This window comes from Stecheria intestinalis (assembly GCF_009696165.1).
In the GTDB taxonomy this organism is placed as follows: Bacteria; Bacillota_I; Bacilli_A; order Erysipelotrichales; family Erysipelotrichaceae; genus Bulleidia; species Bulleidia intestinalis.
In genome coordinates, this window is sequence record NZ_VUMN01000020.1 from 1 (window position 1) to 15,663 (window position 15,663).

At 53.3% G+C, this 15,663-nt stretch carries 16 protein-coding genes; 14 read left to right on the plus strand and 2 right to left on the minus strand.

Features of this window, described 5'->3' with window-relative positions; translation table 11 throughout:
* Nucleotides 1-230 precede the first annotated feature (230 nt).
* From FYJ51_RS08545 to rsfS, 12 genes are all read left to right on the plus strand, one after another.
* Nucleotides 231-1,520, plus strand: a complete 1,290-nt coding sequence (locus FYJ51_RS08545; protein WP_456243040.1) for an MATE family efflux transporter — start codon at nt 231-233, stop codon at nt 1,518-1,520.
* A gap of 69 nt (nt 1,521-1,589) precedes the next feature.
* Nucleotides 1,590-2,453: an NAD(P)/FAD-dependent oxidoreductase gene (locus FYJ51_RS08550; protein ID WP_204378604.1), complete on the plus strand. Its 864-nt coding sequence runs from the start codon at nt 1,590-1,592 to the stop codon at nt 2,451-2,453.
* Nucleotides 2,454-2,569: 116 nt separating this feature from the next.
* Complete coding sequence (locus FYJ51_RS08555) at nt 2,570-3,949, plus strand: TldD/PmbA family protein (RefSeq protein WP_154504975.1); 1,380 nt, start codon at nt 2,570-2,572, stop codon at nt 3,947-3,949.
* On the plus strand, nt 3,946-5,289 hold the full coding sequence (locus tag FYJ51_RS08560) for a TldD/PmbA family protein (RefSeq protein WP_154504979.1): 1,344 nt from the start codon (nt 3,946-3,948) through the stop codon (nt 5,287-5,289). Before FYJ51_RS08555 ends, FYJ51_RS08560 begins: the two co-directional genes overlap by 4 nt.
* 253 nt (nt 5,290-5,542) lie before the next feature.
* Nucleotides 5,543-7,483 (plus strand): DNA topoisomerase IV subunit B, encoded by a 1,941-nt coding sequence (parE, locus tag FYJ51_RS08565; RefSeq protein WP_154504981.1) that lies wholly within the window; start codon nt 5,543-5,545, stop codon nt 7,481-7,483.
* Complete coding sequence (parC, locus tag FYJ51_RS08570) at nt 7,483-9,990, plus strand: DNA topoisomerase IV subunit A (RefSeq protein ID WP_154504983.1); 2,508 nt, start codon at nt 7,483-7,485, stop codon at nt 9,988-9,990. The genes parE and parC overlap by 1 nt, the downstream gene beginning before the upstream one ends.
* Nucleotides 9,991-9,992: 2 nt before the next feature.
* Nucleotides 9,993-11,042, plus strand: coding sequence for a ribosome biogenesis GTPase YqeH (gene yqeH, locus FYJ51_RS08575; protein ID WP_154504985.1), 1,050 nt, complete (start codon nt 9,993-9,995; stop codon nt 11,040-11,042).
* A 1-nt stretch (nt 11,043) separates the two neighbouring features.
* On the plus strand, nt 11,044-11,331 hold the full coding sequence (gene yhbY / locus FYJ51_RS08580) for a ribosome assembly RNA-binding protein YhbY (protein WP_105304185.1): 288 nt from the start codon (nt 11,044-11,046) through the stop codon (nt 11,329-11,331).
* Nucleotides 11,328-12,161, plus strand: a complete 834-nt coding sequence (gene yqeK, locus FYJ51_RS08585; RefSeq protein ID WP_154504987.1) for a bis(5'-nucleosyl)-tetraphosphatase (symmetrical) YqeK — start codon at nt 11,328-11,330, stop codon at nt 12,159-12,161. Before yhbY ends, yqeK begins: the two co-directional genes overlap by 4 nt.
* Nucleotides 12,158-12,625, plus strand: coding sequence for a hypothetical protein (locus FYJ51_RS08590; protein WP_235897260.1), 468 nt, complete (start codon nt 12,158-12,160; stop codon nt 12,623-12,625). The genes yqeK and FYJ51_RS08590 overlap by 4 nt, the downstream gene beginning before the upstream one ends.
* An 18-nt stretch (nt 12,626-12,643) precedes the next feature.
* Nucleotides 12,644-12,826, plus strand: a complete 183-nt coding sequence (locus FYJ51_RS13735; RefSeq protein WP_235897261.1) for a hypothetical protein — start codon at nt 12,644-12,646, stop codon at nt 12,824-12,826.
* A gap of 15 nt (nt 12,827-12,841) precedes the next feature.
* Complete coding sequence (gene rsfS / locus FYJ51_RS08595; protein WP_105304183.1) at nt 12,842-13,204, plus strand: ribosome silencing factor; 363 nt, start codon at nt 12,842-12,844, stop codon at nt 13,202-13,204.
* A 202-nt stretch (nt 13,205-13,406) separates the two neighbouring features.
* Here rsfS and FYJ51_RS08600 read toward each other — a convergent pair whose 3' ends face one another.
* Nucleotides 13,407-13,916 carry a hypothetical protein gene (locus FYJ51_RS08600; protein WP_105304182.1) on the minus strand — a complete coding sequence of 170 codons (510 nt, stop codon included), beginning with the start codon at nt 13,914-13,916 and terminating at the stop codon, nt 13,407-13,409.
* A 112-nt stretch (nt 13,917-14,028) separates the two neighbouring features.
* On the opposite strand from FYJ51_RS08600, the gene FYJ51_RS08605 reads away from it, so the two are divergent.
* Both FYJ51_RS08605 and nth read left to right on the plus strand, forming a co-directional pair.
* Nucleotides 14,029-14,598 carry a DnaD domain-containing protein gene (locus FYJ51_RS08605; protein WP_154504989.1) on the plus strand — a complete coding sequence of 190 codons (570 nt, stop codon included), beginning with the start codon at nt 14,029-14,031 and terminating at the stop codon, nt 14,596-14,598.
* Nucleotides 14,567-15,214 carry an endonuclease III gene (nth, locus tag FYJ51_RS08610; protein ID WP_154504991.1) on the plus strand — a complete coding sequence of 216 codons (648 nt, stop codon included), beginning with the start codon at nt 14,567-14,569 and terminating at the stop codon, nt 15,212-15,214. Before FYJ51_RS08605 ends, nth begins: the two co-directional genes overlap by 32 nt.
* 254 nt (nt 15,215-15,468) lie before the next feature.
* On the opposite strand, the gene FYJ51_RS08615 is transcribed toward nth, so the two are convergent.
* The gene (locus FYJ51_RS08615; RefSeq protein ID WP_105304179.1) at nt 15,469-15,657 is read right to left on the minus strand and encodes a ferredoxin; all 189 of its coding nucleotides are present in this window, start codon (nt 15,655-15,657) and stop codon (nt 15,469-15,471) included.
* Nucleotides 15,658-15,663: the final 6 nt, after the last annotated feature.

Below are 15,663 nucleotides of genomic sequence, written 5' to 3' on the forward strand. Positions count from 1 at the left end.
TCTGGCTGATATCTAAATGTTAAAGGAAGAACCGTTTCAGATCTACTTAATGCAAGCCCTTTATAACTTCTTGTTCAGACATACTTAATGCAATACTGGGGTTGCGTTAACTTTTACAAGTGAAGTCGCCCTCAGCAACTCCTGATTTCTCTGGTTTCCAAACGCCGCATCGTCGTAGAATTAGAATCATGTTCACAGACACTCAGCTACGAAAACTGATCTTTCCTCTGATGGTGGAACAGGTGCTGGTGATGCTGGTCGGCATGCTGGATACCGTCATGGTCTCTTCAGCTGGCGAAGCAGCCATCTCCGGCGTTTCGATCGTCAACGAAGTCAACTGGCTCGTGATTGCAGTCATGGATGCCCTGGCGGCCGGCGGCTCGGTCGTCACCTCTCAGTATCTTGGGTATGGCAGAAGAGAGGAGACAGATCTTTCGGCATCCCAGCTGATCATGATCTCGATTCTGATTCCGCTAATCCTCGGGGCAGTCTGCTTCTTCTCTGCCCGGAACATCCTGACGCTGCTCTATGCCCGCATCAGTCCGGAAGTCATGGATGCCGGTGTGACCTACTTCCGCATCACTGCTTTATCATTTCCGTTTCTCGGCATGTATAACAGCTGCTGCGCGCTGTATCGCTCCATGAGCAGGACAAAGTCCATCATGAATACTTCGATCCTGATGAATGTCATCAATGTGGCAGGAAATTATTTCGGCGTCTATGTGCTTCACCTTGGCGTGGCGGGTGTTGCCTGGCCGACCCTGGTCTCACGGGCAGTCGCTGCCATGATCATGTTCCGTCTCTGCTTCGATCCGGAAAACGAGCTATGCATCCGCTGGAAACAGATCTTCATGGCAGATCGTCCGACGCTCCGCAGAATCATGTCCATGGCGGTTCCGAATGCCGTGGAATCCGGCCTCTTCCAGATGGGACGGATCATCGTCACGATCTTCGTGAGTACCTACGGAACTTCAGAAATTGCCGCAAATGCGGTCGCAAACGGACTCGGCAATCTCTGCTATATCGCTGATAATGCCCTGGGGCTGGCGATCATGACCGCGGTCGGCCAATGCGTCGGCGCCGGCCGCTATGAGGAAGCAGAATTCTACGGAAGAAAGCTCGTGAAGATTGCCTGGGTTGCTGAAATTCTGGAGTGCGTCCTCTGCTGGATCTCTCTGCCGCTNCTGATGCAGATGTATGAGATGACCCCGGAAACCGCCGCCATAGTACAGAGGATCATGATTCTGTGCTTTGCGGCAACCGCCTTGCTGCATGCGCCTGCTTTCGTATTGCCCAATGCCATCCGGGCAGCTGGCGATGCCAGGTTCACGATGGCAGTCGGGGTCGGCTCCATGTTCTGTGTCCGGATTGTCGGGGCGTATCTCTTCGGAACGGTGCTTGGCCTGAAAACCCAGGGGATCTGGATTGCGATGTACTGCGACTGGATCGTGCGGATCTGTTTCTTCTGTGCCAGATGGAGAAGCGGAAAATGGAAGAATTTCCGGGTGGTCGGAAAATAGTCCGGGCAGATTGCAGGACGGATCACCATTTTTCGGTTAGAGTAAACATACCGAATGGAGGAAACAGATATGCGTTATGAAATCGCGATTATCGGTACTGGCCCGGCTGGGCTGGAAGCCGCAATTACCGCATTGGTGCGGAAGAAGAATATCATTGTCTTCGGCTCTGAAAAGAGCAGTCTGAAAGTTCAGAAAGCACATCAGATCAATAACTACCTCGGACTTCCGGAGATCTCAGGCGAACAGATGCAGAAAGCATTCATCAGCCATGCGGTCTCGATGGGCGTGAAGTTCACCGAAGATCAGATCACGGGCATCTATTCGATGGGAGACTACTTTGCGCTTCAGGGAGCGAAGGATTCCTATGAAGCAGATACCGTGATTCTTGCGACCGGTGTCGTTGCCGGCAAGCCCTATCCTGGCGAAGAAGAATTCCTCGGCCGAGGCGTGAGCTATTGCGCTACCTGCGACGGTGCCTTCTATAAAGGAAAGAAGACCGCAGTGATCGGCGGCAGCGAGAAAGAGGAAGAAGAAGCAGACTTCCTGACGGAATATGCTGAGGAAGTTCTTTACTTCCCGCTGTATCAGGGAGAGGTGCATACCAATGACAAGGTAACCGTCATCCGGGAACGCCCGGTATCCATTCTCGGCGATCAGAAGGTCACTGCTCTGAAGACTGCCGGAAACGAATACCAGGTGGATGGCATCTTCGTGCTGCGTGATGCCGTAGCCCCAGGCCAGCTGGTGCCTGGTCTTGAGACCGATGGTCCGCATGTGAAGGTCAAGCTTGATATGAGCACTTCGATTCCGGGTCTCTATGCTGCAGGAGATATTGCAGGCCTCCCATATCAGTACATCAAGGCGGCTGGGCAGGGCAATGTCGCTGCACTTTCTGCGGCTGGCTATCTCGCTACGAGAAAAACAGCGAAATAAGCAGGATTCTGCGTGTTTCCGGAACATTCCGGAAGCACGTTTTTTTTGTGAAACAGGTTGCTTTCTTCCGCCGGCTCGATAAACTGGTGATAACGATCTTCGAAAGGAGAACATATATGGAAATATGGGAACCACGCGAGGTACTTGAGAAAGCATCAGCGACCGGGGCGGATTTCGCTGAACTGTTTTTTGAAGATCGGCATGACAATAAGATCAGATGTTCGAAAGGCGTCATCGGGGGCGTGACAAGCCTGCATATCTGCGGGGTCGGTCTGCATCTTCTGAAAGGCACTTCTTCAGTTTATCTGTATGGAAATGATCTGAGCAGACAGGGACTGCTGTCGCTTGCGGAAACAGGGTCGATGCTGATCAGAGATGCGGAAACAGCCGGCTGGTCAGGAAACAGGAATGCATTTCCGGTATCCGGTAAAGCGGTCTGCCCTGTGCGCATCATTCCGGAAGAGGTCGGTACAGATCAGAAGGTGCTCCGCCTACAGGAAATGGACCAGGCGGTCCGTACCTCAGGGGTACAGGTTCAGTCCATGGAGCTGACCTACTTTGACCAGACGCAGCAGGTCAGAATCCTGAACAGCGATGGACTCAATGTCTCTGATACGAGAGTATTCACCAGAGTGCGGCTTGCCGGAACCGTGGGCTGGAATGGCCGGCAGGTCTATTCCTTCGGGGATTTCATCCGGCCGGCAGGGTATGAGGCGTTTGAGAAAGGCGAGCATATTCCATTCGCATCGGGTTTCGTGAAGGGACTTGAAAAGAGACTTCAGGCCCCCGGGATGAAGTCCTGCGTGCTGCCGGTTGTTTTCGGCGAAGGCAGTCCGGGCGTTTTCTGGCATGAAGCCTGCGGACATAATCTGGAAACGGAGGCGGGGAAGTCGGGACCGTTCTGGAACAGCAGAGGAAAGATGATCGCCAGCAGAAAGGTCACGCTGATTGACGATGGATCAGTCCCGGGGCTGTGCGGATCTGAGCGCATGGACGATGAAGGGCATCCGACTCAGAAGAATATCCTGATTGATCACGGGAAGATGGTCCTGCAGATGGCAGACATTCTCGGGGGCAGACTGACCGGTACCGGCTCTACCGGATCCGGACGCAGGCAGAGCTATACGTATGCGCCATGTGCGAGAATGCATAATACGTATCTTGCGCCAGGAGAGGATGATGATGACGAGATGATTTCTTCTCTTTCTGATGGGATTTATGTAACGGAAGTCGGAGGAGGGTCAAGCGGCAGGAATTTTTCCGTGGCGGTGAATTACGGCTACCGGATCCGCGGCGGGAGACTTGCCGAGCCGATTTCCGGAATCACGCTGAGCGGAGATGCTTCTGAGCTGATTCAGCGGGTTGACCGCGTCGGCAGGAAACTCGTCTTTGAAGAGGGCGGCGGCTATTGCGGTGCTTCTTCCGGGCTGGTGATGACAACAAATTCTGAACCGCGGTTCCGGATCAGCGAAATGAATGTCGGAGGTACGGAATGATCAGTCTGGATGCGTATCAGAAGAGTTTCAGGAATCTTCCGGAAGGGGTGAAGGATGCAGAAGTCAATGCAGAAACCCATCGGAGGATTTCAGTGCAGATCGAACAGGGAAAGATCAGCGGGGTGAAGGAAACTTCCTCAGTGCAGATCTTCGTGCGGGTGAAGCGTGAACATACTGGCTATGCCTATACGGAGGATCCTGAGGAAGATGCCGCCGGACTTCTGAAGCAGGCCTATGAAAACAGCCTGTATTCCACCGAAGATCCTGAGCCATTTTCTGCCTCGGAAGAGACATGGTCCAGGGATCAGGAAGTACCCGAGACGATCGAAGAGCTGAAGCAGCTTGCGATGAATATGGACGCATCCATTGCCGCGAAGATCGGTACCTGGAAAGATCAGACGGAATGCATGCTGGAGCTGACCGCAGAAACATATGGTCAGCATACCGTGAATCGAATGGGAATGGACAGAGGCTTTACATCACCGGTCTATCTGCTTTCCGTTACTCTGGCCGGGGAGGATCTGGCAGTGAAGGAAGAACGCATGTCATCCGACCCGGAGGAATTTGATCTTTCCGGCATCGCGGAAGCACTTGTCCGCCGTCTTCAGGCAGGCATGATTCCGGCCGTATTGCCGCAGGCAGGTTCGTATGAGGTGATTCTTTCTTCCCAGGCTGCCGGTCAGATGTTCATGACTGCCTGGCAGATCTTCTCCGGGGGAAAGCTTTCCTGCGGGGACAGCTGTCTTTCTGGACAGATTGGTCAGAAGGTATCTTCAGACGTTCTGACCATCATAGATACCCCGGATCCAGACGGCGGTTTTCCGGCCTTCCTGGATTCGGAAGGGACGAAAGGACAGACGGTTTCCGTCGTGAAGAACGGAGTTTTCGTGCAGCCGATCTGCAGTCTGAAGAGCGCAGAGCTTCTGCAGGTGCCGCCGACTGGAAATGCAGGAAGACGTCCGCTGCTTTCCGGAATGATTCCGACCGATATCAAGGAGACGCCGAAGAATTTCTGCATTCTTCCGGGGACTTCGTCTCTGGAAGAGATGGAAGCACATATGGGAGATGGCTTTCTGATCACGGAATACTTTGATCTGTTCCATTCCCTGAACATTGCTTCGGGGGATTTCAGCGTTCCGGTGCATGCGGTCAGGATCAGAGATGGAAAGGAGTGCGGCATGGTACGGGGACTGACCATGAGCGGCAATTTCCGCACCATGCTGAGAGAGATCAGCGAAGTCGGCTCTGAGGCAGTGATCAGGCCGATGGAATATCTGAGAAACTATGGCATCGGCACCTGCCCGATCCGGATCGGAAAAGTAACGCTCAGCGGAGAATAGCAGCTAGATCTGCATCGCATCGGTACCTCTGTCTGTTCTGGTTATGGCCGGCTTTCTGCAGACTGAGCTGGAAAGAGAAGATCTTTTTGGCCGGTCTCTTATGGATGCCGGTTCTTTTTGCAGTGATTCTGGTACCTGCCTGCCGCCTGAACGCAGCATCCTGCCCTATTCAGGAAGAATAGCAGAAGACCAGGGGACGAAACAGCCAGCAAGCAGAATTCTGCTATAATAGACGGGATTGTGAAGGAGTTTTATGACACAGACAAAACGATATGAAGATGATGATATTCAGATCCTGCACGGTCTGGATCCGGTCCGCAAACGTCCGGGCATGTATATCGGCTCGACCGACTCTCATGGCCTGCATCATCTGATCTGGGAAATCGTGGATAACTCCATTGATGAAGCCCTTAACGGATATGGAAAGAAAATCACCATCACGCTGAATGCGGATGGATCCTGCACGGTCGAAGACGAAGGCCGCGGCATGCCGATCGGCATGCACAAGAGCGGCGTGAATACCCTGCAGGTCATTTTCACGGTGCTTCATGCCGGCGGCAAGTTCACCAGCGAAGGCGGCTATAAGACGGCTGGCGGTCTGCATGGCGTCGGTGCTTCGGTGGTCAATGCCCTCAGCGAATGGCTGGTCGCAGAAGTAGCCCATGACGGCAAGCTTGTCCGCATGCGCTTTGAACATGGTGATAAGAAGATCGGCAAGCTCGAAGATCTCGGCCCTACCTCCAGGCATGGCTCCAGGGTGACCTTCAAGCCTGATCCGGCCTGCTTCACGACGACGGAATTCAAGTTTGATACTGTCCTGGAACGGGCCAGGGAAGAAGCGTTCCTGCTTTCCGGAATCTCGATCATCTGCAGAGACCTGCGCGGGAAGAAGCCGGTTACGGAAACCTTCTGCTATGAAGACGGGCTGATCGCCTTCCTGGACTATCTCCACGAAGACCGCACGGTTCTGATGCCGCCCGTCAAATTCAGCGGCACCTATCAGGTCGATGCGAAGACGGCCATCAAGGCAGATATCGCCTTCCAGTATACGGATGACTATCAGGAGAATACGTACAGTTTCACCAACCTTGTCCGTACGAGCGACGGCGGCACGCATGAAATCGGCTATAAGAGTGCGTTCACGAAGGCAGTCAATGACTATGCAAGGAAGTACGGGCTGTTGAAAGAAAAAGACAAGAACCTCGAAGGCTCTGATGTCCGCGAAGGCCTGACCTCCATCATTTCAGTGACCGTACCGGAAGAAATCCTTCAGTTCGAAGGCCAGACCAAAGGCAAACTCGGCACCCCGCAGGCAAAGAATGCGGTGGATGCTGTCGTTTCCGAGAAGCTTGCATTCTGGCTCGAAGAGAACCGCGACCTTTCCGATTCGCTCGTCCGCAAGATGATGAAAGCAAGCCTGGCAAGAGAAGCAGCCCGCAAGGCAAGAGACGAAGCCCGCAAGGGAAAGAAAGCAAACAAAGGTGAGAAACTGCTCTCCGGCAAGCTCGCTCCGGCCAATTCGAAAGACGCCTCGATCAAGGAGCTGTTCCTCGTCGAGGGCGACTCTGCAGGCGGCTCTGCCAAGCAGGGCAGAGATTCTCATTTCCAGGCAATTCTCCCGCTGCGCGGCAAGGTGCTCAATACGGAGAAATGCACGATGAGCGACATCGAGAAGAACCTCGAGCTCAACACGCTGACCCATGCCATCGGAGCCGGCATCGGGCCGGATTTCGACTGGCAGGAATCCAACTACAATAAGATCATCATCATGACCGATGCCGATGATGACGGTTCCCATATCCAGATCTTATTGCTGACCTTCTTCTACCGCTACATGCGGCCGCTGATCGAGCATGGCATGGTATATATTGCTCTGCCGCCGCTGTATCGCGTGACGAAAGGCAAGACTCTGGAATACTGCTATACCGATGACGAACTCGATGCCTGCCGGCAGAAGCTCGGCAAGATCGAAGTGCAGCGCTACAAGGGACTTGGTGAGATGAATGCTTCCCAGCTCTGGGAGACGACTATGGATCCAGAGACCCGCTCTCTGATCAAGGTGAATATCAATGACGGAGTTCTGGCAGAAAAGCGCGTCTCCGTGCTGATGGGCGAGAAAGTTGCCCCGCGCAAGAAGTGGATTGAAGATAATATCTCATTCACACTCGAAGATGATTTCAAGGTGGAAGAGTAATGGCAAGAAAGAAAGAACTGCAGGATCATACCAGATATATCCCATCGCTGCTCGAAGACATCATGAGCGACCGCTTCAGCCGGTATGCGAAATACATCATCCAGGAGCGTGCGCTCCCGGATGCCCGCGACGGCCTGAAACCGGTCCAGCGCAGAATTCTCTACGCGATGTACCATGACGGCAATACCTGGGATCACCCATACCGCAAAAGCGCCAAGACCGTAGGTCTGGTCATCGGCAACTACCACCCGCATGGCGATACCTCTGTCTATGATGCGATGGTCCGCATGTCGCAGGACTGGAAAGTGCGTCTGCCGCTGATCGACATCCATGGCAACAACGGCTCGATCGATGACGACCCGGCTGCCGCCATGCGTTATACCGAGGCCAGACTTGCAAAAGTTACCGAAGTCATGGAAGACGACCTCGATAAGAACACCGTCGAGATGACTCCGAACTTCGATGATACCGAAATGGAACCGACCGTGCTGCCGGTTCCGTTCCCGGTCATGCTCGTCAACGGCGCTACCGGCATCGCTGCCGGCTATGCGACAAATATGCCGCCGCACAACCTCGGCGAAGTCATCGATGCCACGATCTACCGTCTGAACAACCCGGAATGCTCGCTGTCCGAACTCATGGACATTATTCCCGGACCGGACTTTCCGACCGGCGGCATCGTCCAGGGTGCCGAAGGCATCGAAGAAGCCTTCCGGACCGGACACGGCAGAATCGTTGTCCGCGGCAAAGCCGACATCATAGAAGGCAAGACCTGCAATCAGATCGTGATCACGGAAATCCCGTACGAAGTCATCAAATCCGATCTCGTGAAGAAGATGGACGACATCCGTCTGTCCAGAGAAATCGACGGCATCCTCGATGTCCGCGATGAATCCGACCGGCAGGGACTGAAGATCGTCGCCGATATCCGCAAGGACGTCGATGCCCAGATGATCCTGAACTACTTCTACAAGAATACGGATCTGCAGATCTACTATAACTACAACAATGTCGCCATCGTCGATCAGACCCCGGTCCAGATCGGCCTGATTGGTCTGCTGGATGCCTTCATCAACTTCCGCAAGGAAGTCGTGCTCCGCCGCTCCCAGTTCCAGAAAGAGAAGATGGAAGCCCGCTGCCACGTCATCGAAGGACTCATGAAAGCAGTCTCGATCCTCGATGAAGTCATTGCGATCATCCGCAAGTCCAAAGACAAAGCCGACGCCAAGAAGAATCTGATGGCCCGCTTCGGCTTCGATGAACCGCAGGCAGAAGCCATCGTGACTTTGCGCCTGTACCGGTTATCGAATACCGATATCACGGAACTGCGCAATGAGTTTGCCGATCTCACGAACCGCATCGAAGAAGTCACTGACATCATCGAAAACAAGAACGTGCTCCGCTCCGTGATCGTGAAGGAACTGAAAGCCGTGAAAAAGGAGTATGATGATCCCCGCCGCACCCGCATTGAAAAGCAGGTCAGCGACATCGTCATCGACAAGACCGCGATGATTGCCAGCGAACACGTCATGATCACGGTAAGCCGCGACGGCTACCTGAAGAAAGTCAGCCTCCGCTCCGTCCAAGCCTCTGAAGGTCAGGAAACCGGACTCAAGGACGGCGATGAATACCTCGGTTCCATCGAATGCGATACGACTGATACGCTGCTGCTGTTCACGTCTCACGGCAACTATGCCTATGTGCCGGTCTGGCAGATCGACGACGGCAAATGGAAAGACATCGGCTCGCATCTGAACAAGATCGCACGCATCGACGGTGACGACAAGATCCGTAGCGCGATTCTCGTCAAGAGCTTCGATACCTATGCCTGGATCGTGACCATCACCTCCGGCGGCCAGATCAAGAGAACCCCGGTACGCGACTATCAGATCCAGCGCAACAGCAAAGTCGTGACGGCCATCACGATGACCAAAGGGCAGGAGCTCCTCAGAGCATTCCTTGCCTATCCGAAAGATGCCCTGCTCTTAGTCTCGAAGGACGGCTTCTCGACCCGCTACGACCTGGAACAGGTACCGGTGCAGGGCGTCCGTACACGCGGCGTCCGGGCCCAGAACTTCGCAAAAGGCGATGTGCTTGTCAGTGCCTGCACGATTACCCAGCATGACAATGCCGTGCTGGCAGTCACGAAAGACGGCCTGATGAAGCGCGTGAAGCTCGAGGAGATCCCCGTCAACAACCGCCCGTCCAGAGGCAACCTCATCGCGAAGCGCGTCAAGACGAACCCGCATGAACTCGCTCTGGTCAGACCCGCTGCTTCCGGACAGACCTTATGCTTCTATGATCCGGACCGCAAGGAAGTCAGAGCCGCTGACATTCCGCTCAAGCCCGTCACCGCAACCTTCGGCCAGCCAGTGGAACTGAAGCAGAACTGGTATTTCCAGAGCGGCATCGAAGAATGCCGCATCATCGACCGTCCGGCAGGACTGGAAGAAAAGGTCCATGACGATGAAGAACAGCTGTCTCTCTTTGACAGCGAGGAGAATTGATTATGGCAGTATGCCGAGGCTGCGGCGCAGTGCTGCAGACGACTGATCCGAAAGCACCTGGCTATACCCCGAAAGAGGGCAGTTCTTACTGCCAGCGATGCTTCCGCCTGATGCATTATGACGATCTCACGATCTCCATGCGCACCGGCATCGATCCGGACATGGTCATGAACCGGTTAGCAGACATGGATGTCCTGATTCTCTGGACCGTCGATCTCTTCGACTTTGAAGCAGGCATGATTCCCGGGCTCAGCCGGAAACTTGCCGGCAAGGATCTCATCCTGATCTGCACGAAACGGGATCTGCTTCCCGATACTCTCAACCATGAGAAGATTGCCCGCTTCGTCTTTTCGAGACTGAAGGAAGCAGGCATTCACATCCGGGAACTGATCCTCACTTCCGGCATCCGCCACGAAGGAAAAGAAGAGATCATGGAAGCCGTGCACAAGTATGCCGATGGCAGAAAAGTCGCTGTCATGGGCAGAGCCAACTCCGGCAAGAGCACGCTGCTCAATGAACTCGCCGGCAGCCAGATCCTGGCAAGCTCCCGATATCCCGGCACGACCCTCGACTTCAATGAACTCGAGATCGACGGCATTCCGTTCATCGATACTCCGGGCATCGAGATCCAGCACAGCATGCTCATGGACGTAAAGGAAGAAGATCTGAAGACCATCATTCCTGCCCGTACCATCAAGCCTCAGATCTACCAGGTCCGCGGCAATCAGAGCTTCGCAGCCGGAGGACTGGCCCGCCTGGATGTCTATGGCGCCGACCACGCAACGGTTGCCTGGTATCTCAGCGACCGCCTCGATCTTCATCGCGGCAAAGCAGAAGCAGCCGATGAACTCTGGCAGAAACACTATGGCGAACTGCTGAAGCCGGTTCCCCTGAAGAATCAGTTCCATACGCTCTCTATTCATAAACACGAAGAAAAGACAGACGTCGTCTTTGACGGTCTTGGCTGGGCTTGTGTATCCGGCAATGTGAAGACCATCACTGCAAAGGCACCGGAATCTGTCAATATCACCTTCAGAAAGGCAATGCTGTAATATGCTCAATTCCAAGCAGAAAAGTTATCTGAAAAGCCTCGCATCCTCGGAACCGGCAATGTTCCAGATCGGCAAGGACGCTCTGTCCGACAATCTGATCCGCACCGTGGATAACGGCTTCAATACCCATGAACTCATCAAGGTCAAAGTCCTGAAGACCGCTCCGGAAGAAGTAAAGGAACTCGCGTTCGATCTGGCCATGAATACGCACTCTGAAATCGTGCAGATCATCGGCCGCACGATCGTCCTCTACCGCAAGGCAGACGATCCGAAAATCATCCTGCCATGAGAATCGCAATCCTGAAAGCTCCCTTTGATCCGATCACGGAATCGGAACTGAAGGCAGCCCTCTCGTTTCAGAGACAGGGCTCCTTCCGCTTTGTCTTTCTGATGACGGAAGGGGACGCCGTTCTTCCCGAAGCAGAACGGATCCGTCTTCTGAACCTGGCCCTTTCTCCTTACCGGAAGCTTGCGGCAGGAACTCCTGAAAGCCTGAAGGACCTGCTTCAGTCCAGGGATACCGTGATTGCAGAACTCGATGCTTCAGAGGAAGCCGAAGTTCGCTCCGGCATCTTCCGCAAAGCAGCACCTGGCATTCAGAGAGCATTGATTGAAAGCAATGCCTACCTGGATCAGATGCTGGAGGTCCGCTGCACTGCTCATCGGGCATCTCACTCCAGATCTGTTGCCCAGACGGCAGAGAAGATCGCCGAAGCCAATCATCTCGATGCAAAGCTAGCCTGGAAAGCAGGCATGCTGCATGACATCACGAAGAAATGGACCGACGCAGAAGCACAGAAGCTGCTTTCTGTCTATGATCCTGAAAAGCTCAGCTATTCTCCTAAGATCTGGCATAGCTGGACGGCCCCGATCTGGCTGAAAGGGGAGATGGGGCTTCATGACCATGCCATTCTTTCGGCCATCCATCATCACACCCTCGGCGATGGCAATGCACCTCTGGACATGATTCTCTACATTGCTGATAAGATCGAACCGACCAGAGGCTATGACAGCACAAAGGAAATGGAACTGTCCTGCCGGGATCTCGAAGCCGGCTTTGAGCTCGTCAAGGCCGAAAGCCTGGAATACCTGAAAGGACATGGATCTGATCTCGCATGAATCAGAAATCTTCTCCTGGATCCCGCTTCGAAGCAGTCTTCGATACGGCTTATCTGCTCTTTGATCTCATCGCAGGAATGATTCTGCTTGGGAAAGGAAATACGCCGGTACTGATGCTGTACGGGCTCCTTGCCCTGGAACTCGGGGCAGGGGATGCATTTCACCTCGTCCCTCGCATCCGCCGTGCTCTGCATGGCGAAGAAGCACATACCGAGCACAACCTGGGCCTCGGATTGCAGGTGTCATCCATCACGATGACGGTCTTCTACCTGATCCTGTACGCTATCTGGCGTCTGCAGTATCCGGATCTTCAGCCATCCGGAGTTCTCGTATTCCTGCTTTTTGCTTCAGCGGTCCTGCGGATCATCCTGTGCCTGTTTCCAGAGAATAACTGGTACTCTTATGAAGGAAACCGGAAATGGTCGCTGTACCGCAACCTTCCGTTCCTGGTCACCGGCATCTGAGTGATCATCCTGTTCGTGATGTCAGGAAACAACTATGACGATTCCCTGCATGGCATGCCGATTGCGATCCTGATCAGCTTTGCCTGCTATATTCCGGTCACGCTCGAAGCAAAGAAGCACCCGATGATCGGAATGCTCATGATGCCCAAAACACTCGCGTATGTTGCTATGATTGTGATGGGCCTGAAAATGCTTGCCTGAATGCGGAGGAAATGAATGGCAGAATTACTCGAACTCACGGAAAAGAAACTCTCAGAGAAACTCGGAGAACACATCGTTGCAATCGACATGCGCAATGTCAATCCGTATACGGATTACTTTGTCATCGTCACTGCCCGCAACCCGAGACATGCGGAAAGTCTTGCATATGAAGTGCAGGAAGAAGCTTCAAAGCACGGTTATCCGGTCCGCGTGCAGGAAGGAGGACACGGCAGCACCTGGATCCTAGTGGATCTGTATGAAGTCGTGGTTCATATCTTCACGGCCGAAGCCCGCGAGCAGTATAAACTCGAGAAACTCTGGGGAGACCAGCCCTTTGTATCTTTCGAAGGCGATTCTCAGCCGGAGACAAAGGAATGAACACAGGCAGGTTCTGATCAGAGCCTGCCTTTCTTCTCAGAAAAAGGGCAGGGTGAACTGGTGATGAGCAATGTCCGATAAGGACAAAACCGTTCTCAGTCCCTCTGCAGGATCTTGCTGACAGCTTTCATTCGGAATGAAAAAAGAATGGACTGCCTGATCAGCAGCAGATTGCAGAAGAAAAGCAGTCCGCAGACTGCTCTCAGGAATTCCCGTCGTACAGATTATTCAGTTCCAGCCACCGGATGAGATCAGACGTGCTGATCGGACTGGAAGGATTCCATTGCAAGGTGTTGCTGATCTCGATCATGCCATTGCGCACCCGGCAGGCAACGAAGGCAGGATAGCTTGCGACATCCCATTCCTGTTTCAGACGATTCGTCGAAAGGTTTGCTTCCAGGTCCGTGATATCGACATACTCGATCATGTTCCGAAGATCCAGTCCGGTTTCAGATTCCGCATCCTTCAGAACCGTATTCTCCATGTAGAGACAGTCATTGTTCTCGTAGCTGCAGAAAAAGTAATAGTGGAGCGTGGATTCTCCTGAACTCAAGGTGTAGTCTCTCAGCGTCGCATAATCCAGAGCATTTTCAGTCATATAGGCAGATCCAGGCGATTCGACCACATCGGGTTCATTCAGGCGGTAGACCAGCACTACTCCGCTGTAGATGACGAGCAATGTCAGCAGCGTAAACAGAATTCTTTTCAGCATAGTTCGTTACTTGCATTATTCTACCATCCGCATACTCTGCATGCAATTTCGCTGTCTTGAGTTTGCAGGAAGGTTCTGCGATAATTGGTAATACGCTTCAGGAGAACGTTACATGCAGAAATGGTATGAACAGCGGTTTGTGAACCGCCGTGACTGGATACTGGATCATCTCGGCCTGCTTGGCTTAAGCCCCGAAGAAGCAGTCCTTGCCCTGATGATCGATTTCATGAGTGAACATGACATGGAGATTTCCATCGACTCTCTTTCAGCTGCCACAGGCATGGAGAAAGAAAAGGTAGATGCTGCCGTCTCCGTTCTCTGTGCCAAGAAATATCTTGAAATCCGCGCTTCCAGCAGCCGGGTGGTATTCCGGCTGGATGGCTTGTTTTCCGCAGATACTGCAAAAGAAGAGCAGATCCTGGACAGTCCGCTCTTCGATACCTTTGAAACCGAATTCCGCCGCCAGCTCTCTCATGCCGAGATGGAGAAGATCAGCGAGCTTTCCCGCACCACAGACCGCAAGCTGCTGCTTCTGGCACTGCGCGAAGCCAGCATGTATCAGAAGGCAAGTCTCCCATATGTGGAACGCATTCTGAATCGCTGGAAAGCCCAGGGCTATACTGCCGAACAGATTGAAGAGGGAAAAGGACATGAAGACTTCCGAAATTCTAGAACAGCTTGATCAGATGTTCCCGGATGCTCATTGCGAACTCAATCACCGCAATGCCTATGAGCTTGCCGTTGCGGTTGTGCTGTCTGCTCAGACCACGGATGCTTCCGTCAACCGGGTGAGTCCGGCTCTCTTTGAACGCTTCCCGGACGCTGCTTCAATGGCAGCTGCGAAGGTCTCTGAGATCGAGCCTTATATCCGTTCCTTAGGTCTGTATCATAATAAAGCAGTCTCGATCCATGGTCTGGCAGAGGGAATCACTGAACGCTTTGACGGCAAGGTTCCTGACAATATGAAAGACCTGATGACTCTGCCAGGAGTTGGCAGAAAGTGTGCGAATGTCATTCTTGCAGAATGCTATGGCGTTCCATCTATCGCTGTCGATACCCATGTCAGCCGCATCTCGAGAAGACTCGGCTTTGCGGATCCGGAGGATGATCTTCTGACTGTTGAGAAACATCTGCGCCGGAAGATTCCGAAAGCCCGCTGGATCCGGACTCATCATCAGATGATCTTCTTCGGCCGGAGAATCTGCCATGCCCGCAACCCGGAATGCAGCAGATGCCCGTTTGTAAAAGGGTGCCGGGAACCGAACAAGCATTTCTCGGGAAATTCAGAAAAGGACTGAGCGTGACTTGAAGTCACGCTTTTCTGAAGGGGCTTCTCATCCTGATCCTTTCTTCCATCCAGGAGACTGGTTCATGCAGGAACAGCTCGCCCAGGACAGGGAGTCTTCCAGATCTTCTCAGAGACAGAAGAGGGCACAGCTCTGTTCAGTATCACGAGCGGCACGCAATCACCCCGGAGGAAATCGCGGATGACCCCCTCGAAAGAAAGACCTCTGAACAGTCTGCTCAGAGGTCTTATTGCAATGCTTGGTTTTCAGTCTTTCTGCTCAATCGCTCCGACGGGGCAGCTCTTCATCGCTTCTTCTGCTCTTTCCAGGGCTTCTTCCGGAACATCCGTTTCAATTGCCTCGGATACGCCATTCTGATTGATGGTAAATACTTCGGGGCAGACACCTGCGCAGAGTCCGCATCCGATGCATGTTTCATTGACATGATATTTCATATTGTT